We start from the raw sequence: 24,625 nt of genomic DNA on the forward strand, positions 1-24,625 counted from the left end.
TTTTTCATGGAGTCGCCTGCTGCCCGGGCGGCTGGCGTGGCAGCTCCACCGTGAAGGTGGCGCCCTGGTCGGGCGTGCTCTCGGCGGACACCGTCCCGCTCATCGCGGTGAGGATCTGCCGCGTCACGTACAGGCCCAGGCCGAACCCGCCGTAGTGCCGCTCGGACACGGCGCGTTCGAAGCGGTTGAAGATGCGGCCCATGGCCTCGGGCTGGATGCCGATGCCCTCGTCCCGGACCACGAGCCGGGCCCGGTCCTCTTCCTGCTCGACGCGGATGTGGATGGGCTTGCCCGGCCCATACTTGAGGGAGTTGGACAGCAGGTTCGTCAGGACCTGCTCCAGCCGGAGCCGGTCCCACTGGCCGGTGACCGGTCCCTCCGCGTGGAGGACGAGCTCGCACCCGGCGCGTTGCGCCTCGGGGACGAAGCGCGCCAGGACCTCGCGTGCCACCTCCGAGAGGTCCACCTCCTCGAGCAGCAACTTCATGCGGCCGGTGCTGATCCGCGACACATCCAGCAGATCGCTCACCAGGTCCGACAGGCGCTTCACCTGCCGGCGCATCACCTCCACCTCCTTGCCCAGGCGCGTCGCCAGGAGGGAGCCCGGCTCGGCCCGGATGCTGCGCTCGAGCCCCTGCAGCCTGAGACTCAGCGGGGTCAGCGGCGTCTTCAGCTCATGGCTGGCGACGGAGAGGAACTCGTCCCGGAGGCGCACCGCCTCTTGCAACTCGGCCAGGAGCCGCTCGCGCTCGGCCTGCTTGCGCTTGTCCTCCGTGGTGTCCCTCAACTCGATGACGGTGCCCGTGGCTCTTCCGTCCTCGAGGAGAGGGCTCGCGGTGAAGGCGACCGGGTAGAAGCCGCCGTCCCTGCGGACGAAGACGTCCTCTCCCTGCTCCTGGGCCCGGGTGGGCAGCGCCCGGTCGATGGGGCACTCCGCCATGGGGTAGGGCGTTCCATCGGGCCGGGTGTGGTGGATGAAGTCATGGAGGGGCTTGCCCCGCAGCTCGTCCAGGGTGAAGCCGGTGATCTCCTCGGCCGCGGGGTTCATGAAGACGCACTGCTGCTGGGCGTCCATCATGAAGAGCCCCAGCGTGGCGTTGTGGGTGACGGCGGCGAGGCGCCGCTCGGCGCTCTCGAGGCTCCGCCGTGCCAGCACCTGCTCGGTCACCTCGAAGCCGAAGACCATCACCCCGTCCGGCTTTCCGTCCGGCCCGGGCATGGGCTGGTAGACGAAGTTGAAGTAGCCCGTGCGCGGATGGTCCGGGTCTCCCACGTGGGCGGGAGCCTCCTTGCCGGAATAGGACTCACCCGTCTGGTACACCCGGTCCAGCAGCTCGTAGAAGCCCTGGCCCTCCAGTTCGGGCTGGGCCTGCCTCACGGGCTTGCCCAGCAACTCCCGGCCGCCGAGGAGCTGCGCGTTGACGGGGTTGCTGAGCTCGTAGACGTGCTCGGGCCCCCGGTGGATGGCGATGATGGCCGGCGCCCTCATGAGGATGGTGTGGAGCCGTGCGCGCTCCGCCTCGGCGGCCTCCTGGGAGGCCCGCTCGCGCACGTTGAGCCAGATGATGAGGGTGGAGATGGTGGCGAAGAGAACGACGGACAGGACGTCCCGGGCGTCCAGGGCGAACGCGTGCTTCGGGGACAGGAAGAAGTAGTCGGCCAGCACGGCGGAAAGGCCGGTGCTCAACAGCCCCGGGCCCCATCCCCCGTTCCAGGCGGAGAGCATCACCGCGCCGAAGAAGAGGAGGAACGGCGTGGCCCTCATAGAGGGGTACAGCACGAGCTGAAGCAGCAGGGCCGCGGCCGTGACCAGCACGGCGAAACCATGGACCGCCAGCGAGGAGCTACCCCACCGCCTGCCGTGCCGCACCACCTGTGACACTCGCCCTTCCATCACGTCACGTTGCGTAACAGACCGGGAAGGCAACTGCACCGGAGTCGTAGCGCCGGGACCGGTTCTGAACAGCTCCACCCCCGCGGCGGCCTCCATCCGCACGCGTCCCGGAGCGACCACGGGCGCAGGGGGGAGCCGCGGGCATGTCAGCCCCGGGAGGTATACCGGAGGCACCGTCGCTCGACAGGCGCACCACGGGCCCCCATGTTCGGCGGACCATCGGAGCTCGGGGTTGTCGGCCCCTCCGCGTGGAGCGGAGCGTAACGGTCGTCGGCGGACCCGCGGGCCCCGTGCTTTGGGAGAGGCACGGGGTTCGCGGGAGCTGTTTTCGCCCCGTCCGGCCTCAGCCCGCGGCGCCGGGCCGGATGACCTTCTGCCAGGCGAGGCTCGTCTGCTTGCGCGAGAGCCGCTCCTTGCGCCGCTGCTCGGCCTCGCGGAAGGCCTCGCGCTCCGCGTCCGTCTCCAGCGCGAGCGGGGGCACCGGAATGCGCTGGCCGTTGGCCGACACGGCCACGAAGGTGAGCAGGGCGCTCGTGGCCATGTGCTTCTCGCCGGTGAGCGGATTCTCCGCCGTCACCGTGACGCCCACCTCCATCGACGTGCGGAACGTGGCGATGACGCGCGAGTGCAGCGTCACCGTCCAGCCCACCTTGATGGGCGCGTGGAAGTGCAGATCGTCCATGGAAGCGGTGACCACCACCTGCCGGCAGTGACGCTGGGCGGCCACGGCGCAGCAGATGTCGATCCACTCCATCACCTTGCCGCCGAAGGCGGTGTTCACCGCGTTGGCGTCCGAGGGGAGGATCATCTGCGTCATCACCACTTCGGACTCGCGGGCGCTCTTGGCGGGGAGCTCGGACTGCTCGGACACGGCGGAACCTCAGGCGAGGAAGGTGGTGACCCGGTCGAGGAACTCCTCGCGTCCCCGGCCGGTGCGGATGTCCTGGTTCGTCACGTCCATCACCAGGCAGTCCACGCCGTACTTGGTCTGCAGCACCATGGGGAAGGTGGCGTAGTAGCCGTTGAGCCCGCGCAGGAAGCCCTTTTCGATTCCCTTCTCCTCCTCGCGGCCGCGCTGGCGGATGCGGCCCAGCAGCACGTCCACCGTGGGCACGTCGAAGTAGATGACCTTGTCCGGGTGCACGATGTTGCGCGTCAGCCGCTGGAAGTACTCGAAGTACAGGTCCAGCTCCGCGTTCGTCATGTGCCCCAGGCCGTGCAGGTACTTGGCGAAGATTTCCGGATCCTCGTAGAGCGTGCGGTCCTGCACGCAGCTCTTCTTCACCGAGTGGATGAGCTCGTGGTGCTCGACGCGGCGGATGAGGAACTCGAGCTGGAGGGTGAAGGACCACCGCCCCATGTTGGCGTAGTAGTCCTTGAGGAAGCGGTTATCGATGACGGGCTCGTCGAAGAGCTCGAAGCCGAAGGTCTGGCTGATGATCTTCGCGGCCGTCGTCTTGCCCGCGCCGATGTTGCCGGCCAGGGCGACGAAGCGCTTGGCCCGTGGAGCGCGCAGGCGGCGCACCGCGTTGCGCCCGGACGTCTCGGACGGAGGCACGGGCGCCGGAGCCTCGGAGGCGGCCAGCGGCAGTGCGGTGTTGGAAGCGGCTGTCACGGCCTTCGGGGCGCGCTTGCGCGGGGGGGAGCGGGGCATACGGGCCATGGGCTTAACGCGGCTTTTGGTGCTCGTCCAAGACTCGGCGCAGAAGGTCCGGCCTGTCCGTCATGATACCTCCCACGCCCTCGCCGGCGAGCCGGCGCATCTCCTCGGGCTCATCCACCGTCCACACGTTGATCCACTTGCCGCGCGCCTCCACCTCGCGCAGGAGGGCCTCGTCCACCAGCCGTACGTCTCCGAAGTACAGGGGCATGTCCAGGACGGTGTAGCGCGGGTCCTCCGGCGGCTGCTCGCCCGCCCGCACGGAGAGGACCAGGGCGGCCAGCGCGTCGCGCGGGTAGAAGTGGCAGGCGTCCGGCATCACCCGCGCGAGCCGCTCGCCCACGGAGTCCAGCTCGCTGCCGATACAGGCCTGTTCCAGCGCGCCCTCCTCGCGCAGCACCTGGAAGAAGGCGTCCTCGATGCCCGGCACGTCCGGCTTCACCTCGATGTTGAAGCGCACGCCCTTGAAGGCGCGCAGCAGCTCGCCGAGGGTGGACAGGTGCACGCCCTGGCCCCGGAAGGGGAAGGTGCGGCCTCCGTCCGGGGTGAAGTGGTAGCCGGCATCCAGGCGCCGCAGCTCGGCCAGCGTGTGGTCCGCGAGGGCCCCCTGGCCGTTGGTGCACCGCTGGAGGGTGTCGTCGTGGAACACCACCAGCTCGCCGTCGCGGGTGAGGTGGACGTCCGTCTCCAGCACCTGCGTGTGGTAGCGCTCCACCGCCATGCGGAAGGCGGGCAGGGTGTTCTCCGGGGCCAGCAGCGAGCCTCCCCGGTGGGAGATGTGCAGGGTGGGGGAGAGGCCGCGGAAGTAGGGATGCCTGGGGTGCGGCATGGGGGTGGTGGTCTCCGGGGCGGGCCCCTTCCTTGCCGGGGTTCGTGGCCCGCCGGTATAAGGCCCGGTTGAAGAAGGCCCATCCCGAGGAGACGCCACCGTGATTCTTCTGCGCAAGATCTTCGGCGCGGCGGCCCTGGTAACGGCCGCGGCAGTGTTGGCTCCCGGTTGCGGAGCGCTGCAGGACAGCCTGCCCATGAAGGATTCGGGCACCACACCGGGTTGCACCGGGGTGTGCAGCGCGGATGGCGGCCCCCCGCCGGATGCGGGCTTCCCCTCGGATGGAGGCTCCCAGGCCGACGCGGGCGCGCCGTCCGCTCCCGTGCTGATGACCATCTCCGAGGCCCGCCGGCTCCCCGCGGGCAGTGGAACGCGGGTGCTGCTCGAGCGCGTCGTCCTCCACACTGTCGAGCGTGTGGAGCGCCGCGCCGAGGGGGCTCAGGAGCAGGTGCGTGCCTGGTTCTGGGTGGTGGATCCCGCCCGGCCCACGCAGGGCCTCTGGGTCCACAAGGACTGGATGGACCTGCCCGCGGACTTCGTCCCCCAGGTGGGTCAGCGCGTGGACCTCACCGGAGTGATGCGGACAGAGTCTGGTTTCGAACAGTTCATCGGCTACCGGACGGGCCTCGCGCAGGTGGAAATCCGCCTCCTCGGAACCCTGGCGGTGCCCGCCGACAACCTCGTGCCCCCGGGCTTCGGCAATGCCGATGGGGGCCGGGCCCGTCCCAATCCGGAGCTGCTCGGCACGCGGGTGTACGTGCCCGGGCCGCTCGTCGTGACCGACTCCTCGCCCCTGGCGTTGGGCGCCTCCGGTTTCGAGCTCGAGGGCGGAATCCTGGTGAGTACCCGCTCCCTCTCCGGACCCGGCTCTCCCGACGGGGGCGCGGCGGGTTGCGAGGGGCTGGCCTTCGTCCTCGGCGATGGGGGCACCGGCGTCTTCCCCCTGGGCATCCGGGGGGTGTGGGATACCTACACCTTCGTGCCCTGCCTGGATGGGGGCACCGGAGAGACGTGTACCCCGGAGCCGGACGGCGGCCGGGTGCCCGGGACGGAGTCGCCGGACGGGGGGCCCGGTAACCGGTTCACCCACATCCTTCATCCCCGCGGTTGCGACCGGGACCTGGCGAGTGGGTGGGACGCTGGGAGTGCGAGTTCGGGCAGGTAGCCGAACGGGCATCAGGTCTGCTATCCCACATCTGGTTTCCGCCCCACCACACAAGTGGGGATTGCGGGTAAGCTCGGAAACAAGCTCAGCGTCTCACGTCGACCGACTCCTGGGGGCTCCCATTCCTGAGAACGCGCCACAGACTGCCACCCCCTTTGGCAAGTACCTCCTCATCAAGCGGCTCGCGATGGGGGGAATGGCGGCAGCTCTTCCTCGCGCAGGAGCCCCCCGATGCGGACCTGTTGGTGATCAAACGCATCCTCCCGTACCTCTCGGAGGAGCCGGAGTTCGTCCAGATGTTCCTGGACGAGGCGCGCATCGCCGCGCAGCTCCATCACCCCAACATCGTCCAGGTCTTCGAACTGGGGAAGATTGGCGAGAGCATCTTCATCGCCATGGAGTACCTGGAGGGCGTGGACCTCCGGCGCATCCTCGCGGAGGAGGCGAAGTTCACCGCCGCGGTGCCCTACGCGGTGGCCTCGCGCATCTGCGCCCAGGTGGCCGCGGGCCTCGAGTACGCCCACAACTCCAAGGGCGTGGACGGCCGTCCGCTGGGGCTCATCCACCGGGATGTCAGCCCGCAGAACGTGATGGTGAACTACAACGGCTCGGTGAAGCTGGTGGACTTCGGCATCGCCAAGGCCGAGGCCATCGCCGAGCGCAGCAAGCCGGGCGTCATCAAGGGCAAGTTCCTCTACCTCTCGCCCGAGCAGGTGATGCAGGAGCGGTTGGATCACCGCTCGGACATCTTCGCGCTGGGGGTGATGCTCTATGAGATCACCACCGGGCGCTCGCCCTACGCGCGGCCGACGACGGAGGGCATCCTCTACGCCATCCGTTTCGAGAACCCCTCGCCGCCCCACCTCCTGCGGGACGACTATCCGCAGGAGCTGTCGCGCATCGTGATGAAGTGCCTCGTGAAGGACCGCAACCTGCGCTACCAGCGGGCGGCGCAGGTGCAGGCGGACCTCGAGGGGCTGCTGAACTCGGGCATGCTGCGGCAGAGCGACGACGTGGCGGCCTACATCGCGCGGCTGCTGGGTGAGGAGGAGGAGCGCACCATGCTCCACGTCCCCATTCCCAAGCCCGGCGCGCGCAAGGACTCCTCGGCGCAGGTCCCCGCGGGCCTCGCCGCGCTCCCCATGCGCCGGCCCAGCGCGCAGAACGTGCGCTCGGCGGTGGACCCCGATGAGGCCGATCCCGCCACGGAGATGGCCCGTCCGCAGGACATGCTCGCCGCGGCCCTGGGCGATGACGAGGACGACGAGCCCACCGCGCTGAGCACCGCGCCCAGGCGCTCGCAGGCCCCCGGTGCCCCCCGCGCCGTGACGGGCGAGTCCACCTTGCAGGATCGGCCGGCGCGCACTCCCGCCGCTGCGGCCCGGCGTCCCACGCCCGTGCGCAAGCCCGCCATCTCCGGCTCCGTGGCCGCGTTGGATCGCCGCCGCGCGCCTCCGCCGGTGCCCGACGAGGAGGAGGAGGAGGGCTCCAACTCCGTCTCCGTCACGTCCTCCACCGTGAACGAGCGGGGGCCCGGGTACGACGAGGAGGACGAGGACTCCCAGCACGAGGAGACCTCCGAGCTCTCGCAGACGCATGATCTGCCGCCGCCGCGCCCCGGTGCGCGCCGCGCCGGCGAGGATCAGGATGATGACGAGTCCACCGCCGGCTACGATCACAGCTTCGTCACCGACCCCGAGGCCCAGCACCCGGCGCCCGCCGGCAAGTCGCGGGGCCTGCGCCTGGTGGTGGCCGCGCTCGTGACGCTGCTCCTCGTGAGCGCGGGTGGCATCGCGTGGCTGTTCCTGATGCCGCCCCAGCAGCCCGAGCCCGCGGCGCGCAGGACTCCCACCACGTCCACCCGCGACGAGCCTCCACCCGGCGCCGAGGGCGATCCGGAGGGGGCGGCTCCCTCCACCGGAACAGGGACCGGAACCGCTTCGGCCACGCCTGGCGCCTCGGCTTCCGAGCCGGGGACCGGGACCGGGACGGGCAGCGCGTCCGCCACCCCCGAGTCCGGCACGGGTGCCCCCCCGGCGGACATGGGTGCGACTGGCGCCTCCGCTGGGGCAGGTACGACCACATCCACCGCTGATCTGGGCGGCACGGCTCCGGTGGGCGCCGCCCTGGTGGCGGGTGGGACAGTGGGCGAGAAACCGGTGGAGCCTCCGGCCCCCGCGCCGCCCGCCGAGGTTCGCGTGCAGTTCAAGGCACCCGCACGGACAGTGATGAGGGTGGTGGACCGGACGGTGCGCCCCAACGGGGTGTTGCCCCTGCCCCCCGGCCCCGTCGAGGTGAGCTACCGCTGTGCCAATCGAGGCCCTTGGCGTACCAAGGAATTCGAGGTTCCCGGGGATTCTCGCAGGTCCGTTGTCTTCACCCTGAGCAAGCGGGATTGCACCCCCCAGAAGACCCGACGGTAAGGGTTGCCGGGGGGGACATATGCGGTGGGCTCCCCCTCCGGCGGACAAGTGGGCGAGGGTACGCGGGAGTGGATATAAGCTGTTGGAATTCCAGGGGATTTGACTCCTTCATCTCGTTTACACGTGTCAGACGGGTCTTTAGAATCCGGCCCTGTCTATGGCGCGCGCGAAGAAGAAGAACCTGGCGAAGAAGCGGAGTCTCGCCGGCGGGGCGGATCGCCCGTGAGCAGCAGTCCATCGCACCCGAGCCCAATCGGTTGCTGAAGGTATGGCGTCGAGTGCTCGAACGCCGGCTGCGCACACGGCTGAGGGCTCCGGTGGCGGTGGAGGTTCACGACAACACGCACACGATGCTCACGTTCCAGCGGCACCGGGCGTTGTGGCGGCTGCGGTTGCACCACATGTTCCTGGCGGCGCCGGACGAGGTCATCCAAGCGCTCGCTGAGTACGTGCGCAACGGCGACGCGGAGGCCAGCGTGCTGCTCGACAAGTTCATCGAGCGCAACAAGGCCTACATCCGTCGCGTGTCTCCCGCGCAGATGCGCAAGCGCCTGCGCATGGAGCCGGTGGGGCAGCATCATGATCTCGGCCGCATCTACGAGCGGCTGAACGAGCGCTACTTCCGGGGCCGCATCGACGCGGCCATCACCTTCGGACCGGCGCCGCGTGTCACCCGGCCGCGCAAGAGCATCAAGATGGGCTCCTACTCGGCGGACTCGCGCGTCATCCGCATCCACCCGGCGTTGGATCAGCCGGTGGTGCCGCGCTACTTCGTGGAGTGGATCGTCTTCCACGAGATGCTGCACCACGTGTACCGGACGCGCCGGGGCGAGGACGGGCGGCGCTGCATCCACCCGCCCGAGTTCCTCGAGCACGAGAAGCGCTTCCACGACTACTCGCGCGCCCAGGCCTGGGAGATGGAGAACCTGGACCTGTTGCTGCGGGCGCGGGTGTCGGCGTGAGCAGGGCCTCTCTTGAAGGCTCAGGAGAGTCTCAGGGGAGGATGATGCCGCCCGGGCTGCGCCGCTCGGCCTCGGCTGACTGGGCCCGCTGCTGCTCGGCGGCGCGGGCCCTCGCCCGGGCCTCGGCGGGATCTCTCGAACCCGGGGCGGCGCGCTGTGCCATGGTGACGAGCAGGGCCTTCTCGAAGAGGCGCTCGGCGTAGCGGGAGGGCGGCTCGGTGACGCCATGCGCGAGCCTGCGGGCCTCGGCGCGGGCCACCTGGGCCGGGTGCTCCTTGCCGATGCGCTCGAAGTGGAGCGCCATCTCCCACAGACGGCCCGCGTGGAGCTGGCGCATGGCCGGGGCGGCGAAGAAGGCATGGGCCTGCGTGTGGGCCGCCTGGATGATCTCCTCGTTGCGCTGGGCCAGGGTGAGGGCGAGCGGGCTCGCCTCCAGCTCGTCCACGGTGTGGGCCAGCCGCTCCAGCTCGGAGACGGGGGGCAGCCAGCCGCGCATCTCCGGCTCGTCGTGGAGCTTGTGGGCCTCGTAGGCGAGCCGCTCGTCCTCCGGCTCCGGCGGCGGAATCTCCAGGGGCACGTCCCGGGCCTGCACGCCGAGGTGGCGCAGCACCGCGTCGAGGCCCTGCGGGAAGGGTGTGCGCTGGCGCAGGTTGAGGCCCGCCGCGGCCGTCAGCCGCTCCAGGGCCTCCTCGTGGGAGAGCCTCCACGGCGGCATCGGCCCCGGGGCTGGTCGCCTGCTTCACCACGCGCCGGTACTCGCCGCGGCTGAGCTCCACCACCTGCAGGCGCTGCACGCCCTGCTCGTCCGAATAGAGGAACTGGATGGCCTCGACGCCGCCGCCGCGCAAGGGGCGGGCGATCTCCAGCACGCGCTCCCCGGTGCCGTCGATGCTGGTGAGGAGGGCGGGCAGCGGCTCCGGGCCCGCCACCATGGGGCGCGAGGCCTCGGAGGCGGTGGGACGGGCCGGTGCGGAGACCTCGACGCCCCGGGAGCGCAGCCGGTAGAGGGCCTTCCTGGCGGCCTTGGCGAGCCCCTTGTTGCCGGAGCCCGCGAGCGCCTCGGCGAGGGCGGGCCTGCCGTCGAGCACGGAGCCCTCGAGCAGGGCGAGCGCGAGGGGCTCGGGGAGGGCCTCGACGTCGGAGGGCGAGGCGGAGCCGGGCTCGGCCGCGAGCGAGCGGGCGAGATCCACCACGTCGGAGGGGAAGCCGGGCAGGGATGTGCCGGCGCGCAGAGCGTCCAGCAGCGGACGCGGATCGGCCAGAGGACTCTTGGTGGACATGGCTGACAGGTAAGGCGCCCCGCGCGGCGCGGTGAGGTGGGCGGGGCGGGCAGCGACCACTGGCCCACACTTGCCCGGCGCGAGCGTTCAGCGGCGGCGCACCAGCCAGCTATTGCCCGACTCGGCGGCCACGGCGAGCTCGCGTTGGAGCCGCTCGCCGAAGATGCGCGAGGGGTGGACGCCGCGCACGAGGAAATGGTCGTAGGCGGGGCCCTGGGAGGCGTAGTCGAAGTCGTGGGGCCGCCACTCGGAGGGGAAGGTGGGCGGGGGCGTGCCGCGGTAGCGCAGGGGCGAGTGGGGGGTGAGGGCGAAGCTGAAGTTGGTGCTGCCGCCGCGCGCACGGGCCAGCTCGGCGGCGCCGTGGAGGAAGACGGGGTGGCGCACCACGCGCGAGCCGCTGTCGAAGATGAGCCCCATCACCCGGGCGCGGGGCGCGGTGGCCTCGGCGAGGGCATCCCATTCGGAGGCCTCGCGGGAGAAGGCGCGGAAGCCGCGGCCCAGCACGAGCGCGAGCAGCAGGGCGCAGGCGGCGCTGGCCCACAACAGCGGGCGGCGGAGCGCGGGTTGCGTCACGGGAAGGCTCGCCACGGCGAGCACGGCGGCGAGCTGCGCGTAACGCGTGTTCAGGTAGTAGATGTAGCCGCGGATGTCGAAGGGGAGCAGGAAGAAGAGGCCGAGCGCGATGAGCACGAGCCCCGGCAGACGCGAGCGGGCCAGGAGGCGCTCGCCGCTGGAGTCGCCGCGCACCACACCCAGCACGAGGGCGCCCACGGCCACGGCACCCACGGCATAGAGGGGCCAGCGATCCGAGCCGTCCCGGAGGAGATTGGCGAGCACCTCGAGCAGCTCGGCGCGGTTCTGCGCGAAGCTTTTCCAGGAGAGGTTCTGCGGCGACAGCATGGGGCCCCAGGCCTTCCAGGGGGCTCCCGTCTCCACCTCGGAGGGCTGGCCCAGGCGCAGCACCACCCACGAGAGGAAGAGGGCGACGCCGGGCGTCACGCCGAGGAGCGCGGGGAGCCGGGGCCGGAGCCGGGCCTGGAGGCCGTGGGCGCCAGCATCCTCGGGGACGGGCGTGGTGAGGAGCAGCCAGGGCAGGGCGAGCCCGAGGAAGGCGAAGGCCTGCACGTGGAAGAGGAGGACGGCGATGAGGCACGCGGCGAGCCCGGAGGCCCAGAGGTGGCGCCGGCCCGTACCGGTGAGCGCGCGGACGAAGAGGCCGCAGCACAGGAGGGCGAGCGGCAGCGCGGTGAGGTAGTTGATGAAGCCCCACCCGAAGCTGTCGCCATAGGCCAGCGGCAGGGCGAGCAGCGAGGGCCACGTGGGACGTCCGAGGGCGCGCAGCAGGAAGGCGAGCGCCAGCGGGAGGCCCACCACGTAGGCGGAGAGGAAGAGGCGGTTGGCGAGCTTCCAACGGGAGCAGCCAGTTGAGGAGGCTGACGGCGTAGTAGTAGCCGAGGTAGGGCGTCAGCTCGTGCCGCGCGGCGAAGAGCTGGGGGTAGAGGGTGGTGGGGTCCTCCAGCCGGTGGAGGACGGAGATGAGGTGGAGGTGCTGCGGCAGGTCCACCATGGGCAGGTGCGAGGACACCCACAGGGGCAGGGCGCCCAGCACGAGGGCGGCGGCGTAGACGAGGCGATCGGTTCGCGCGGACACGGGTGGGGCGGACTGTACGTGGCCCCCTCGCGCGTCGCGAGCGCTCCGAGCGGCCCGCGGTGCCTGCTCGCGGGGCGTGCCTGCTGGAGCGGGGTGCACACCGCGGGCCTCCGGGTTTGGACAGAGGGAAACCGCTGGGATATAGCCTGGAGGGATTCGGGTCTGCCACCCGGGAGGACCGTGGAGATGAAGCACATCGGGATGACGCTGGCGGCGGCGGTGGTGGGCAGCGTGCTGCTCGCGGCGGGGCAGGCGGGGGCGTGCGAGGGTCACCGCGCCAAGGCCGAGGCCGTGCCCGCGCCGGTGGCGCCCGGCAAGCAGGAGACGGCGGCTCCGGCGAAGCAGGACACGCTGAAGCAGGACAAGGCGGGCGAGCTGCACGCCGCCAAGTGCCGGTGCTCGAGCGCGGCGGACTGCACGTGCAAGAAGGGCTCGTGCGAGTGCCCCAAGTGCAAGAAGCCCCGTCAGGACGTGGTGGCGCCGCTGGAGGCCGAGAGCAGCGTGCAGGAGGTGCGGAAGGTGCGCCTGGACGCCTCGGCGGGCATGTTCATCTAGCCGGCTTCTCGGCCTTCACTACCAGCAGGGGAGGCAGCCGCAGCCGCGCGAAGCCCCCCAGTCCCACGGCGGACAGGGCGTCGCGGAGCTCCTCCTCCTCGCGAGGGTGGAGGCCGGCGCGGCGCTGGACGAAGGCCGAGGCCCTGCCCGGTGGCATCCAGGTGCTGGCCACGAAGCGGCCGCCCGGACGCAGCACGCGGGCCACCTCCAGCAGCAGCCGGCCCACGTCGGCGATGAAGTGCAGCGAGTGCGCCAGCAGCACCGCGCCCAGCGAGTCATCCTGGAAGGGCAGGTAGGGCGCCTCGGCCCGGAGGAAGTCCACGTGCACGCCCGTCTCGCGGCCCTGGGCCACGGCCTCCTCGAGCATCGCCCGCGACAAATCCATCCCCACCACGGCGGGCAGGTCCGGCTCGCGGGCCAGGCGCCGGGCGAAGAGTCCGGTGCCGGTGCCCAGGTCCAGCACGGGCGCTTCCGGGTGGCCGAGCAGGGAGCGGTACAGCAGGTATTCGCTGTCGCGGTCCAGCGCGGGCGCCGCGAGGGCGCGCTGCAGGGCGGGGCGCACGTAGCGCTCGTAGGAGCGGGCGATGAGCCGCTGCTCCATTCCGCGCTGGGCGAGGGCCGAGGTGGCCGGTTGGAGCGCGAGGTCCGCCACGCCCTCCGTGACCGGGAAGCTCGCATGGCACTCGGGGCAGTGCAGGGGCCCGAAGACGAGCTGGGGCGTGTCCTGGCCGGGCGTCAACCGGCCGCGCCGACACCGGGGGCAGCGCAGGAGCTGGAAGATGGCGCGATGCATGAACGTCTCAGGCCGGGCCCCATGAGGGCCACGCGAACTCCCTCTCCCACCGGGAGAGGGTGGGGGTGAGGGTGCCCGTCACCGTTCCGCTGCCCCATGCGTCGCACGGAGCGGACCGGTGCTCAGCTACCCAGCTCCTCGGTGGAGACGAGGATGGGCCAGCCGCGGGCCATGGCCTCGCGGAAGAAGCCGGCCAGCTCGTGCCGGGCGCTGTTCACCGCGCCGAGGAACGGGTCGATGAGCGACTCCTCACCCAGGCTGCGCCCGGGGTTGAGCTCCACCGGGTGGCCGCAGCGCTCGCAGCGGATGGAGACGGAGCGCGCCAGCGCCACGGGGACGGCGTAACGGGCGCTGCACTCGGCGCACTTCCAGACGAGCGCCCGCTCGCCCGCGTCCCGCCGGGCCAGCGACTCCAGCTCATCCGCCAGCCGCAGCAACGCGGGCAGATCCTGCGGAGGCTGGGCGAAGAGGGCGGACGGACCGAAGCCCGACCCGGGGCTGCCCAGGTTGGGAGGCTTGTCCCCCTTGAGGAGGGCGCGCAGGCGGTCCTTCGCCTTCACGTCCCGGAATTCGGCGCTCGCGAACGCTCGCTCCACCGCTTCATGCAGCGGTGGCAGCTCCGGCTCGAGCCGCTCTTCCGAGGGCAACGACTGGGGATGCGCCACCACGCGGTGGCCAGGGATGGCGACGAATCGGAAACCCACGCTGTTGAGATCGCACCGTGACGCGTCCGGTGCAAGGCACGAATACGGTGCGATGCTGAAATTGCCGCGCCCGCGACAGACGGCGCGCTGCGTCACGCCCTCACTGTGACCATTCGAGCATCCGCTGCAGCGGCGCCAGCGCCGCGGACTGCAAATCCGTGGGCAGGGTCAGCTCCGGCGTCTTGTCCCTCATGCACCGGTAGAGCTTCTCCATCGTGTTCAGCCGCATGTAGGGACATTCGTTGCAGGAACAACCATTGTCCGGAGGGGCGGGGATGAAGGTCTTCTCCGGCGCGCCGAGCTTCATCTGGTGGAGGATGCCGGCCTCCGTCACGACGATGAACTCCCGCTTGGGGCTCTTGAGCACGTAGTCCAGCAGGCCCTTGGTCGAGCCGATGTAGTCGGCGTGGCGCAGCACGGCCTCCTCGCACTCGGGGTGTGCCACCACCTCGGCTTCGGGGTGCTGCACCTTGAGCTGCACCAGCCGCTTCTCGCTGAAAATCTCATGGACGATGCAGCTGCCCGGCCACAGCACCATGTCCCGGCCGGTCTGCTTCATCACATAGCGGCCCAGGTGCTGGTCCGGGGCGAAGAGGATCTGCCGGTCCCTGGGCACCTGGTTGACGATCTTCACCGCGTTGGAGGACGTACAGATGACGTCGCTCATGGCCTTCACGGCGGCGGAGCTGTTGACGTAGCTCACCACGAAGTGCTCCGGGTGCTTCTCCTTGAAGGCCTTGAAGGCGGCCGGGGGGCAGCGGTCGGACAGCGAGCAGCCGGCCTTCAGGTCCGGCAGCAGCACCAACTTCCCTGGATTGAGGATCTTCGCGGTCTCGGCCATGAAGTGGACGCCGCAGAAGACGATGACGTCCGCCTTCGTCCGGGCCGCGGCCTGGGCGAGCGCGAGGCTGTCCCCGACGAAATCCGCCACATCCTGGATCTCGCTCTCCTGGTAGTAGTGCGCGAGGATGACGGCGTTGAGTTTCCGCTTCAGTTCCTGGATTTCCCGCTCGTAGTCGACTTCGGCGCCCATCGAGTCTCCTTCCGGTTCATTTAACCGGCGGTCCGGATGGGGGCCAAGGACGAATACCCGGAGGGTGGGAGGCGGCGGCCCCCGTGACGTCCGGCCAGGGAGGCGCCTTCCTGGTCCGCAGGACAGCCCCGCCCCGAGGGCTCCTGAGGACACTTGACGCCAACCATCCCAGGAACCGCTAAGATATTCCCGGGACCGCATTGGCTGCGGATGAAGCCCGATCACCTGGTGTCCTGGATGCTGGACGTTGGAAAAGGCTTTCTCGTGGCACGAGCGGAAGGGGGAGGGGCGGCACGGGCACGTGGGCCGTACCCGGAAGAGCGATCGAATTGCGCCGGGTACGGTTGAGTGGCCTGCCTGCTGAGGAGGGGTCCATGAGTGTCCCGATTCGAGACGTCCTGGTGGTACATCCGAACGCAGGCAGGCGGGCCGCGCTGGCCTCGGCTCTTCCCTCGTATCGGGTGGTAGCGGTGGAGTCGAAGACGGAGGCGGCCTTCCGGATGGCGGATGCGGCGCCGGCCCTGATCATCGCTCCGCCTGACGATGCCCGGCTCTTCTTGCGCCAGGTGGCCCACACGGCCCCGGACGCTCTGCGGGTCTTCATCTGTTCCAAGTCGGATCCCGCCGGGCTGGCGGAGTTGATGCAGAGCGCCGCCAAGGGGCACGTCTTCAGCGTGCTCGACGACGCGCTCTCGGGCCCGGAGCTGGGCCGCACCATCTCCCACCTGCTGCAGCACCAGGGCTCCGCCTTCGCCACGGTGCCGCCCGGCTCGTACTCGGTGCACTTCGAGTGCAACGAGCAGAGCTACTCGGCGCGGTGCCTGGAGATCGGCAACTTCGGAGCCACGCTGCTGCTGCCCAGCGACGTGCCCGCCGCCGGTTTTCCTCCGGGCGCCACGCTCGAGGCCGTCCGCATCGAGCGCGAGGGGCAGCTTCTCCTGAAGACGACCTGGGCGCACGTACAGCGGGCGCAGCCGGTGGTGGACGCGCACGGTGCGCACCTGCGCGTGGGCATCTCCTGGGCCACGGCCATGCACCCGCCGCCGCCGGTGCCCGGCGTCACCATGGAGGAGCAGTCCGAGGTGGTGGCCACGTTGCGCAAGGGGCTGCGGCGCGAGGCCGTCATCTGGCTCCAGCGCGCCAACGACAACTCCGTCCAGCTTCGCCTGGAGGGGCCCTCCGTGGAGATGGTGGACGGGGTGGCCGTCCTGCGCTGCCGCACCACCGGCCTGCTGGAGTGCGCGGTGGGGGATCAGGTGGACCTGTTCTTCGAGATGGGAGGACAGAGCTACTCGGGGGTGGGCCAGTTGCTCGCCAACGGCATGGACGGGAGCCTGTCGGTGCGGGTGCCCCGCGCGCTCGTCATCCGCAACTGGCGCAGCCTGCCGCGCTTCAAGCCCTGTCCCGACAACCGCTTCCTCCTCTCCTTCCTGTCCCCCGTCACCGGCCAGCCCACCACCCGGGCCCCGTTGGACCTGAGCGTCGGCGGGCTCTCCTTCCCCTTCGACGCCTCGAGCGAGATCATCCCCGCCGGCTCGCGGCTGGACGCCACGCTGCTGCTGCCGGACGGCACCTCCACCCAGTGCCAGATGGAGGTGCGCTCCATCCATGCGCTGCCCTCGGATGGCCGGCCGGATGGGGGACTGCGGCCCTTCCGCGCCGGGGTCCGCTACTCGGGCCTCGCCCAGTCCGCCCGGGACGCCATCCTCCGCGCCTTCATGCGCTCGCGCTGCGAGGCCATCTCCGACGGCAGCCATGTCCCCTTCCAGGAGATCTGGCGCCTCATGGAGGAGGCCCGCTACCGCTTCCACCCGGACTACCCCTTCGGCGATGACTCGCCCCTGCCCATGCTGGAGGACACCCACCGCAAGGTGTACGGCTCGGGGGACCTGGGCCGCAGCCTCGTCTACACCGGCGCCAAGGGCATGCAGGGCAACATCGCCGCCCTGCGCATCCACTCGCGCACCTGGCTCGTCCAGCACCTCGCCGTACGCCCCGGGGTGCGCCGCAACGAGCAGATCTCCTACGACTTGAGCAACCTCGTCGTCGAGCTGGGCGAGGTGCAGCAGGACGTCGAGTTCATCCGCTACTCCTGGCGCAAGGACAACCGCTGGCCGAGCCGCCGCATGGGCTGGCTGGCCCGCGCCATGGAGACGCCGGGGCTGAGCATGCTGCGGCACTTCAGCTACCTGCGCCTGCCGCTGACTCCCGAGACACCTCCGGCGCCCCAGGGGCTGCCGCGCGTGCGCGACGGGGTGCGCACCGACTACGTGTGGATCGAGCTGCACCTGCGCGACCGGGGCAGCTCGTCCGGGTGCTGTGCGAGGATCTGCTGACGGACGAGGTGGACCTGAGCGGGTTGAGCGCGCGCTACGCCGCTCACGGGCTGCACCGCCGCCGCCGCGTCTTCGTCGTGGATGGGGAGTACACCCCGCTGGCCGTGGCCCTCTCCGAGGAAGCCACCCCGGGCCTCAACCTCATCGAGAAGACGAACGCCTTCTGGCTCATCGTCCCCAACCGCAACCACCCCCAGGCGCGCGCGGCCACCCAGGCCCTCATCCAGCGCTGCATCGAGCATGCCCGGGAGCGCGGCCGCCCGTCCGCCATCGCCCTGGTGGATGACGAGGAGATCGAGCCGCTCCAGGAGGCGGGCTTCGAGAGCCTGGGCCGCTTCTCCGAGTGGATCTTCCACCGGTCGATGATCCGCCGGGGCTGTGAGCTGTGGCGCTCCGTATTCGAGCGCCTGGGCGGGACACCTGCTCCCGACTGGGAAACCGAGGAGGCTGGGGAGTGAGATACATCATGGAGTCCAGCGACGAGACGCGCCGCCTGCTCGTCCAGGAGAGGACGGGCAATGCGCGCGAGGCGTTGCTGCTCTCGGGCCTCAAGCCCGGGGATCGCGTGCTGGATGCCGGGTGCGGCCCCGGCGGCATCACGGAGACCATCGCCGAGCTGGTGGGCCCGTCCGGCCAGGTCACGGGGATGGATCTCAGCGAGGAGCGGCTGGCGGAGGCGCGGCAGATCAACCGCCGCCGTCCCCAGGTGCGCTTCTGCCAGGGGGACGTGCGCCGCACGGGGCTGGCGGACGCCTCGTTCGACTTCACCTGGTGCCAGTTCGTCCTGCAGTACGTGGCGGACCGGCCGGCGGCGCTCCAGGAGCTGGTGCGCGTCACCCGTCCGGGCGGCAAGGTGGTCATCTCCGAGTTCGACGGCTTCGGGCTGCTCAACTGGCCCTTCCCCGAGGGCCTGCGGCAGTGGAGCGAGCGCTTCGTCGAGGTGGTGACGCGCACCACCGGCTTCGACATTTTCGTGGGACGGAAGATTTTCACGGAAATGCGCCGGATGGGCCTGGGCAACGTGCGGGTGCACCTCTTGCCGCAGCACGTCATCGCCGGCGCGGCCGACATGGCGATGATGCTCGACTGGGAGACGCGCTTCTCCACGTTGGAGCCGGTGGTGGCCGCGGCGCTTGGCGGCCTGGACTCCTACCGGGCCATGTGCCGCGAGTACCTCCAGTTACTGGCGGATCCGGACGCTTTGAAGTACTCGGTTCTGTTGGTGACGGAAGGAACCCGCCCTTGAACCAGATGGTCGCGGAAGAGGAGACGGCGCCGCATCCGGACAATGCTCCGGAAGTCAGCGTGCGCACCACGTCCACGCTGCTGCTCTATTTCGAGCGGCAGTACGGGGCGTCCCGTCTCTCGGAAGTGTTCCGCGACAACCCCTTCAGCCTGTCGCTGGAGTACCTGCGCACCCCCACCAACTTCATCTCCCTGCGCTTCCTGGAGCAGCTCTCCGAGGTGCTGGTGAAGGAGTCGGGGGATCCGCAGTTCATGCGCAGGGCGGGCATCTCCCTGGCCGCGAGCCCCGAGGCGCTCGGGTTCGTGTACTACATGGTCCGCGCCTTCGGCTCGCTGGAGATCTGCTTCCGCAAGACGGTGGAGCACAGCGCCAGCTTCAACCGGGTGGGCAGCTTCGAGATCGAGAAGCTGGAGCGCGAGCGGCTGGTGCTGGCCTACCGCAGCACCGTGCCCGAGAGCGGCCGGCACATCTGCGAGCTGCGCATGGGCCAGTTCGCCTCGTTTCCCACCATCTGGGGGCTGCCGCCCGCGGAGGTGAGCGAGAGCCAGTGCCAGGTGCAGGGCGCGGACTGCTGCCGCTACCACCTGCGCTGGATGGATCCGCTGCCCATGTGGGGCCGCTACACCGGCCTGCTGGTGGGCGCGGTGGGTGGGGTGGGGGCCAGCATGCTGGGCCTGGGCCATCCCGCCTTCACGGTGACGTCCATGTCGCTGGCCGGCGTGTCGCTGGGGAGCTGGTTGGACCTGCGCCGCGAGATGCGCCGCAAGGACGAGGCGCTCAACGAGCAGGCCCAGGGAATGATGGGCTCGCTCGAGGAGCTCCAGCAGCGCTACGACGAGATGTTCCGCATCAACGTCGCCCTGGAGGACCGGGTGGCCGCGCGCACGCGCGAGCTGACCGAGGCCAACGTGCGGCTGGAGGCGGCGCTCGCCAAGCAGAAGGAGCTGGACCGGCTCAAGAGCGAGTTCTTCGACAACGTCAGCCACGAGCTGCGCACCCCGCTCACGCTCATCCTCCTCACGCTGGACTCGCTGCTGCAGCGCGGCCCGGAGGAGTTCGCCCCGCCGGTGCGCCAGCACCTGGAGACGATGAACCGCAGCGCCGCGCGCCTGCTGCGCCTCATCAACAACCTGTTGGACTTGACCAAGCTCGAGGCGGGCAAGACGAAGCTGCGCTACGAGCCGTTGGATCTCCAGGGCTTCCTCTCCTCGCTGCTGGTGCCCTTCGAGGTGCTGGCGGACAAGAAGGGCGTGGAGCTGGAGCTGGCGGGGGACGTCAAGACGCCGGTGCACGTGGACGTGGTGCGCCTGGAGAGCGTCTTCCAGAACCTCATCTCCAACGCCCTCAAGTTCACCACGCAGGGCAAGGTGACGGTGCGCCTGCGCGAGGACGAGCAGTGGGTGCACGTGGAGGTGATCGACACGGGCGTGGGCATCGCCGCGCAGGACTTGTCGGTCATCTTCGATCGCTTCGCCCAGGCGGACTCGAGCGGCACGCGGCGCTTTGGCGGCACGGGCATCGGCCTGGCGCTGGTGAAGGAGACGCTGGAGCTGCACAAGGGTGGCATCGAGGTGTCCAGCGAGCTGGGCAAGGGCTCCAACTTCCACGCGCGGCTGCCCAAGGGCACCGGGCACGTGCGCGAGGAGCTGCGCGAGGGCAACGGGGAGCCGACGTTCCGGCCCACGCGCCGCTCGGACATGGCGGCGATGGCGGAGCCGGAGGGCCCGGGCGCCATCGCCACGCCCGCGGTGGAGGCGCTGCCGCTGACCTCGCCGGACGCCGAGGCCGGCCCGGACGCGCCGCGCGTGCTGGTGGTGGAGGACGAGCCGGAGATCCGCGCCTTCCTGCGCCAGGTGCTCAAGCCCTACTACCGGCTGCTGGAGGCCACCAACGGCGAGGAGGGCCTGAGGACGGCGCAGAAGGAGCGGCCGGACCTCATCGTCTCGGACGTGATGATGCCGGTGATGTCGGGCATCCAGATGCTCGCGGCGCTGCGCAGCTCGCCGGACACGGTGGACACGCCCATCATCATGCTCACCGCGCGCCAGGAGGTGGACGCCAAGGTGGAAGGCCTGTCCATGGGCGCCAACGACTACCTGGGCAAGCCCTTCTCGCCGCGCGAGATGCTGGCGCGCATCGAGGCGCAGCTGCGCCTGCGGGACGCGGCGGTGCGCGCGGCGGAGAACGAGCGGCTGGCGGCCACGGGCCTGCTCACCTCGGGCTTCGCCCACGAGGTGCGCAACCCCCTCAACGGCCTGATGAACGCGCTCCTGCCGCTGCGCGAGAGCCTCACCAGCGGCACGCCGGACACGGCCATGGCCGTGGCGATGTTGGATCTCATCGAGGAGTGCGGGCAGCGCATCCGCGGCCTGGCCGAGGGCCTGCTGTCCTTCGTGCGCACCAGCAGCAAGGCGGTGGCGGTGGACCTGGGCGCCTCGCTGGATGCCAGCGTGCAGGCGCTCTCGTGGCGGCTGCCGCCCGGCCTGAAGGTGGAGCGCGACTACCGGCTCCCCGAGCCGGTGTGGGGAGACCCGGGCTCGCTCAACCAGGTGTGGGTGAACCTGCTGGACAACGCGGTGCGCGCCCTCGGGCCGGACGGGGTCGTCAAGGTGGCCACGTCGCGCGACGGCGAGGACGCCGTGGTGTCCATCATCGACAACGGCGTGGGCATCAAGCCCGAGCACATGGAGCGGCTCTTCCAGCCCTTCTTCTCCACCCGGGATGCGGGCGAGGGGACGGGCCTGGGCCTGGCGCTCTGCCAGCGCATCATCCTGCGCCAGGGCGGACGCATCCGCGTCTTCAGCGAGCTGGGCAAGGGCACGCGCGTGGAGGTGCGGCTGCCGCTGGAGGCCAACCCGGACCGCATCCTCCCGCCGCTGCTCTCCGGGGGGAAGCCGGTGCAGCCGCATTGGCGCACGTAGGCTCGGCTGGCGGGCGTCACCGTTCTTACGGGTAGGGCGGGCTTCTGGTACAACCAGGAGCCTTTTTTCTTTTTCTCCCTACCCGCGAGGAAACCTTCGCATGGCACAGAGTCCGGCCGCGGCCCCGACCAGGGGTCACCCCAAGGGCCTTTACCTGCTGTTCACCACCGAGATGTGGGAGCGCATGAGCTATTACGGCATGCGCGCCCTGCTGGTGCTCTACATGGTGGGCGCCACCGACAAGGGCGGCTTTGGCTGGAGCCAGGCCAAGGCGCTGCAACTCTACGGCCTCTACACGGGCCTGGTGTACGCCACGCCGGTGATCGGCGGGTACCTCGCGGACCGGTACCTGGGGCAGCGGCTGTCGGTCACGCTCGGCGGCATCCTGATGATGCTGGGCCAGTTCGTCCTGGCGATGCCCGGCAACTCGGAGGCGCTCTTCTACACGGGCCTGGGCCTGCTGGTGGTGGGCAACGGCTTCTTCAAGCCGAACATCTCCACCATGGTGGGCGGGCTGTACGCGCCGGGAGATCCGCGCCGGGATGGTGCCTTCACCATCTTCTACATCGGCATCAACGTGGGCGCGTTCATGGCCTCGGCGGTGTGCGGCACGCTGGGCGAGAAGTACGGCTGGATGTACGGCTTCGGCTCGGCGGGCGTGGGCATGGCGCTGGGCGTGCTCGTCTTCCTGGTCTTCGGCAACAAGTTCCTGGGCAACGTGGGCAAGGAGCCGACGCATGTGAAGAGCAAGGCGACCGCTTCCTCCCCGGCCGCGGCGCCGGTGGCGCTCACGCGTCAGGAGTGGGACCGCATCGTGGTCATCCTCGTGCTGGCGCTCTTCGTCGTCTTCTTCTGGGCGGCCTTCGAGCAGGCCGGTGGTCTGATGAACCTCTACACGGACGCCAAGGTGGACCGTGGGGTGTTCGGCTGGCAGGTGCCCACCACGTGGTTCCAGGCCGTGAACCCGCTCTTCATCATGCTGCTGGGCCCCATCTTCGCGGAGATGTGGACGGGGCTGGGCCGCAAGGGCAAGGACCCGTCCATTCCGGCGAAGATGGCGATGGGCCTGCTGCTGCTCTCGTTCGGCTTCGTGTTCATGCTGGGCGCGTCCAAGCAGAGCGAGATGGCGGGCAAGGCGGCGCTGATGTGGGTGGTGGCGGCCTACTTCTTCCACACGGCGGGTGAGCTCTGCCTGTCTCCGGTGGGCCTCTCGATGGTGACGAAGCTGGCGCCGACGCGGTTCGCCTCGCTGCTGATGGGCGTGTGGTTCATCGCCAACGCGGTGGCCAACTACCTGGCGGGCCTCATCGGCGGTTTCGCGGAGAAGCTGGGCGAGTTCGACCTCTTCCTGGCCATCACCATCGCCACGGCGGTGGCGGGCGTGGTGCTGCTGGCCCTGGCGCCGATGCTCAAGCGGATGATGCACGGCGCGGACGAGACGACGCCCGTGCAGCCGGCCGAGGAGTCGGAGCCCAAGGCGCAGCTCGCCTGAAGCGAGTCAACTCCCTCTCCCTTTGGGAGAGGGTGACAGAAGGGCCCCGAGCGTCCGCGCCCGGGGCCCTTTGTTTTTGGTTCCGCCTGGTGCCTACAGCGCCTTCTTCTCGCCCAGCCCGGAGACGGGGGGAATGGCGTGCTCGCCGGCACCGGCAGGTGCGGGCGTGGCGGGCATGTAGTAGTCGCGGACCTTGTAGCGCGAGGCGATGAGCGCGAAGACGATCGCCGCGGCGAACACGAGGCCGGAGTAGAAGAAGAGCGTGGCGGCCATGCCCGTGAAGACGTTGAGCCGGGCGACCAGGGAGACGAGCTGGTTGCCGATGGTCACCGTGAAGTTCCACAGGCTCATGATGGTGCCCTTGGCCTGGCGGGGGGCCTGGCTGTAGGCGAACTCAAGGCCGGTGGCGGACACGAGCACCTCGCCGAGGGTGAGCACCAGATACGGGCCCGCCTGCCAGAGCACGGAGGGCTTCGCGCCGCCATCCAGGCGGAGCTGGATGAGCGCCACCATCACGTAGGAGAAGCCGGTGATGAACATGCCCGTGGCCATGCGGCGCAGCGGGGTGATCTGGACGCCCTTGCGCTCGAGCCACGGGAACAGGACGAAGTTGTTCAGGGGGATGAGCATCATCACCATGATGGGGTTGAGCGCCTGGAGCTGCGAGGGCGCCAGCTCGAAGCTGCCCACCATCAGGTCCATCTTCGTGGCCTGGATGACCCAGGTGGAGGCCTTCTGGTCGAAGAGCGCCCAGAAGACGGGGATCATCGCGAAGATGCCCATGACGCGGAACACGGCGCGGGCGCTCTCGATGGCCTCGGGCGGGTGGCCGGCCGAGGCGGCGTGATCCAACCAGGACTTCGCGCCGGGCACCTTCTGCTTGGGGAAGAGCGCGGCGCTCACCACCCACACGAAGCCGTGCCGGGGGCCGAAAGCAGCCCAGAGCAGCTTGCCGGTGAATCCCTCGCGATCACACCGCGTGGGCGGCACGTCCGTGTAGTGGTGCCGGCCCACCCAGAAGATGACGGTGGCGATGAACATCAGGATGCCCGGGATGCCGAAGGCCACCGCCGGCCCGAAGTTGCGCAGGGTGAGCGGGATGAAGAGCGAGGCGAAGAACGAGCCGAAGTTGATGATCCAGTAGAAGAGCGAGAACACGCCCTTGACCAGGCCCTTGTTCTGCTCGGTGAACTGGTCGCCGACGAAGGAGGAGACACACGGCTTGATGCCGCCGGAGCCCAGGGCGATGAGGAAGAGGCCCGCGTAGAAGCCCTGGCGGTTGTCCTCGTAGAGGGCGAGCAGCAGGTGGCCCACGCAGTAGAGCAGCGAGAGCCAGAGGATGGTGCGGTACTTGCCGAAGAAGCGGTCCGCGATGATGCCGCCCAGCAGCGGGAAGAGGTAGACGAGCGAGACGAAGTCGTGGAACACGGCCTTGGCCGCCGCCTGCCGCGCGGCCTCGTCCGGGACGTGGTTGAGCAGCAGGTACTGGATGAGGAACACCGTGAGGATGTTCCGCATCCCGTAGAAGCTGAAGCGCTCACACGCCTCGTTGCCGATGATGTACTTGATTTGCGGCGGGTACCGTTCGCGCGTGGGGGCGGTGCTGGCCATGGACGGGGACATCCTCGTCGGTTGGGGTTCCAACCGGCTTGCCTATCCCAGGGGTGGCCCCGAGCACAAC

20 protein-coding genes are annotated in these 24,625 nt (G+C 70.1%); 10 read left to right on the forward strand and 10 right to left on the reverse strand.

The window, feature by feature from the left end; genetic code table 11:
- Positions 1-4: 4 nt before the first annotated feature.
- From ACN28I_RS45715 to ACN28I_RS45730, 4 genes are all read right to left on the reverse strand, one after another.
- Entirely contained in the window at positions 5-1,882 is a 1,878-nt protein-coding gene (locus ACN28I_RS45715) for an ATP-binding protein (protein WP_420948151.1), read from the reverse strand.
- Positions 1,883-2,237: 355 nt separating this feature from the next.
- A complete protein-coding gene (locus tag ACN28I_RS45720; protein ID WP_420948845.1) occupies positions 2,238-2,711 on the reverse strand; it encodes an acyl-CoA thioesterase in 474 nt (157 codons plus the stop codon).
- A gap of 63 nt (positions 2,712-2,774) precedes the next feature.
- A complete protein-coding gene (locus tag ACN28I_RS45725; protein WP_420948152.1) occupies positions 2,775-3,548 on the reverse strand; it encodes a deoxynucleoside kinase in 774 nt (257 codons plus the stop codon).
- A gap of 13 nt (positions 3,549-3,561) precedes the next feature.
- Entirely contained in the window at positions 3,562-4,383 is an 822-nt protein-coding gene (locus ACN28I_RS45730; protein WP_420948153.1) for a glycerophosphodiester phosphodiesterase, read from the reverse strand.
- A 100-nt stretch (positions 4,384-4,483) separates the two neighbouring features.
- Here ACN28I_RS45730 and ACN28I_RS45735 point away from each other — a divergent pair, with 100 nt between their 5' ends.
- From ACN28I_RS45735 to ACN28I_RS45745, 3 genes are all read left to right on the forward strand, one after another.
- Positions 4,484-5,548: a hypothetical protein gene (locus ACN28I_RS45735; protein ID WP_420948154.1), complete on the forward strand. Its 1,065-nt coding sequence runs from the start codon at positions 4,484-4,486 to the stop codon at positions 5,546-5,548.
- Between the two features lie 245 nt (positions 5,549-5,793).
- Complete coding sequence (locus tag ACN28I_RS45740) at positions 5,794-7,971, forward strand: protein kinase domain-containing protein (RefSeq protein WP_420948846.1); 2,178 nt, start codon at positions 5,794-5,796, stop codon at positions 7,969-7,971.
- 278 nt (positions 7,972-8,249) lie between these two features.
- Complete coding sequence (locus tag ACN28I_RS45745) at positions 8,250-8,933, forward strand: hypothetical protein (protein ID WP_420948155.1); 684 nt, start codon at positions 8,250-8,252, stop codon at positions 8,931-8,933.
- A gap of 31 nt (positions 8,934-8,964) precedes the next feature.
- Here ACN28I_RS45745 and ACN28I_RS45750 read toward each other — a convergent pair whose 3' ends face one another.
- On the reverse strand, positions 8,965-9,648 hold the full coding sequence (locus ACN28I_RS45750) for a hypothetical protein (RefSeq protein WP_420948156.1): 684 nt from the start codon (positions 9,646-9,648) through the stop codon (positions 8,965-8,967).
- Between the two features lie 107 nt (positions 9,649-9,755).
- On the opposite strand from ACN28I_RS45750, the gene ACN28I_RS45755 reads away from it, so the two are divergent.
- Positions 9,756-9,938, forward strand: coding sequence for a hypothetical protein (locus ACN28I_RS45755; protein ID WP_420948157.1), 183 nt, complete (start codon positions 9,756-9,758; stop codon positions 9,936-9,938).
- A gap of 362 nt (positions 9,939-10,300) precedes the next feature.
- Here ACN28I_RS45755 and ACN28I_RS45760 read toward each other — a convergent pair whose 3' ends face one another.
- Positions 10,301-11,587, reverse strand: coding sequence for a hypothetical protein (locus ACN28I_RS45760; RefSeq protein ID WP_420948158.1), 1,287 nt, complete (start codon positions 11,585-11,587; stop codon positions 10,301-10,303).
- 463 nt (positions 11,588-12,050) lie between these two features.
- On the opposite strand from ACN28I_RS45760, the gene ACN28I_RS45765 reads away from it, so the two are divergent.
- Positions 12,051-12,419, forward strand: coding sequence for a metallothionein (locus ACN28I_RS45765; RefSeq protein ID WP_420948159.1), 369 nt, complete (start codon positions 12,051-12,053; stop codon positions 12,417-12,419).
- Here the strand turns inward: ACN28I_RS45765 and ACN28I_RS45770 are convergent.
- The 3 genes from ACN28I_RS45770 to nadA form a co-directional block, all read right to left on the reverse strand.
- Positions 12,412-13,212 carry a methyltransferase domain-containing protein gene (locus ACN28I_RS45770; protein WP_420948160.1) on the reverse strand — a complete coding sequence of 267 codons (801 nt, stop codon included), beginning with the start codon at positions 13,210-13,212 and terminating at the stop codon, positions 12,412-12,414. The two genes, ACN28I_RS45765 and ACN28I_RS45770, sit on opposite strands and share 8 nt — an antisense overlap.
- 122 nt (positions 13,213-13,334) lie before the next feature.
- Positions 13,335-13,916: a hypothetical protein gene (locus ACN28I_RS45775; protein WP_420948161.1), complete on the reverse strand. Its 582-nt coding sequence runs from the start codon at positions 13,914-13,916 to the stop codon at positions 13,335-13,337.
- A gap of 100 nt (positions 13,917-14,016) precedes the next feature.
- The gene (nadA, locus tag ACN28I_RS45780; RefSeq protein ID WP_420948162.1) at positions 14,017-14,949 is read right to left on the reverse strand and encodes a quinolinate synthase NadA; all 933 of its coding nucleotides are present in this window, start codon (positions 14,947-14,949) and stop codon (positions 14,017-14,019) included.
- A 374-nt stretch (positions 14,950-15,323) separates the two neighbouring features.
- On the opposite strand from nadA, the gene ACN28I_RS45785 reads away from it, so the two are divergent.
- The 5 genes from ACN28I_RS45785 (at position 15,324) to ACN28I_RS45805 (ending at position 22,944) form a co-directional block, all read left to right on the forward strand.
- The gene (locus ACN28I_RS45785) at positions 15,324-17,285 is read left to right on the forward strand and encodes a PilZ domain-containing protein (RefSeq protein ID WP_420948163.1); all 1,962 of its coding nucleotides are present in this window, start codon (positions 15,324-15,326) and stop codon (positions 17,283-17,285) included.
- Positions 17,264-17,743 (forward strand): hypothetical protein, encoded by a 480-nt coding sequence (locus ACN28I_RS45790; RefSeq protein ID WP_420948164.1) that lies wholly within the window; start codon positions 17,264-17,266, stop codon positions 17,741-17,743. Before ACN28I_RS45785 ends, ACN28I_RS45790 begins: the two co-directional genes overlap by 22 nt.
- Positions 17,740-18,531 (forward strand): class I SAM-dependent methyltransferase, encoded by a 792-nt coding sequence (locus tag ACN28I_RS45795; RefSeq protein ID WP_420948165.1) that lies wholly within the window; start codon positions 17,740-17,742, stop codon positions 18,529-18,531. The genes ACN28I_RS45790 and ACN28I_RS45795 overlap by 4 nt, the downstream gene beginning before the upstream one ends.
- A gap of 5 nt (positions 18,532-18,536) precedes the next feature.
- Positions 18,537-21,452, forward strand: coding sequence for an ATP-binding protein (locus tag ACN28I_RS45800; protein WP_420948847.1), 2,916 nt, complete (start codon positions 18,537-18,539; stop codon positions 21,450-21,452).
- A gap of 100 nt (positions 21,453-21,552) precedes the next feature.
- Positions 21,553-22,944 carry a peptide MFS transporter gene (locus tag ACN28I_RS45805; protein ID WP_420948166.1) on the forward strand — a complete coding sequence of 464 codons (1,392 nt, stop codon included), beginning with the start codon at positions 21,553-21,555 and terminating at the stop codon, positions 22,942-22,944.
- Between the two features lie 93 nt (positions 22,945-23,037).
- Here the strand turns inward: ACN28I_RS45805 and ACN28I_RS45810 are convergent, their stop codons facing one another.
- The gene (locus tag ACN28I_RS45810; RefSeq protein WP_420948167.1) at positions 23,038-24,555 is read right to left on the reverse strand and encodes a POT family MFS transporter; all 1,518 of its coding nucleotides are present in this window, start codon (positions 24,553-24,555) and stop codon (positions 23,038-23,040) included.
- Positions 24,556-24,625: the final 70 nt, after the last annotated feature.

Origin of the sequence: Archangium gephyra (genome assembly GCF_049060025.1) — a bacterium.
GTDB classification, from domain to species: Bacteria; Myxococcota; Myxococcia; order Myxococcales; family Myxococcaceae; genus Archangium; species Archangium gephyra_A.

What these genes read in the sequence shown, in the direction of transcription:
- ACN28I_RS45750 (WP_420948156.1), bottom strand. Translation starts at nt 9,648, where the DNA reads ATGCCGCCGTGGAGGCTCTCCCACGAGGAGGCCCTGGAGCGGCTGACG.
- ACN28I_RS45810 (WP_420948167.1), bottom strand. Translation starts at nt 24,555, where the DNA reads ATGGCCAGCACCGCCCCCACGCGCGAACGGTACCCGCCGCAAATCAAG.
- ACN28I_RS45755 (WP_420948157.1), top strand. Translation starts at nt 9,756, where the DNA reads ATGGCCTCGACGCCGCCGCCGCGCAAGGGGCGGGCGATCTCCAGCACG.
- ACN28I_RS45770 (WP_420948160.1), bottom strand. Translation starts at nt 13,212, where the DNA reads ATGCATCGCGCCATCTTCCAGCTCCTGCGCTGCCCCCGGTGTCGGCGC.
- ACN28I_RS45720 (WP_420948845.1), bottom strand. Translation starts at nt 2,711, where the DNA reads ATGACGCAGATGATCCTCCCCTCGGACGCCAACGCGGTGAACACCGCC.
- ACN28I_RS45785 (WP_420948163.1), top strand. Translation starts at nt 15,324, where the DNA reads ATGAGTGTCCCGATTCGAGACGTCCTGGTGGTACATCCGAACGCAGGC.
- nadA (WP_420948162.1), bottom strand. Translation starts at nt 14,949, where the DNA reads ATGGGCGCCGAAGTCGACTACGAGCGGGAAATCCAGGAACTGAAGCGG.
- ACN28I_RS45805 (WP_420948166.1), top strand. Translation starts at nt 21,553, where the DNA reads ATGGCACAGAGTCCGGCCGCGGCCCCGACCAGGGGTCACCCCAAGGGC.
- ACN28I_RS45765 (WP_420948159.1), top strand. Translation starts at nt 12,051, where the DNA reads ATGAAGCACATCGGGATGACGCTGGCGGCGGCGGTGGTGGGCAGCGTG.
- ACN28I_RS45800 (WP_420948847.1), top strand. Translation starts at nt 18,537, where the DNA reads ATGGTCGCGGAAGAGGAGACGGCGCCGCATCCGGACAATGCTCCGGAA.
- ACN28I_RS45730 (WP_420948153.1), bottom strand. Translation starts at nt 4,383, where the DNA reads ATGCCGCACCCCAGGCATCCCTACTTCCGCGGCCTCTCCCCCACCCTG.
- ACN28I_RS45725 (WP_420948152.1), bottom strand. Translation starts at nt 3,548, where the DNA reads ATGCCCCGCTCCCCCCCGCGCAAGCGCGCCCCGAAGGCCGTGACAGCC.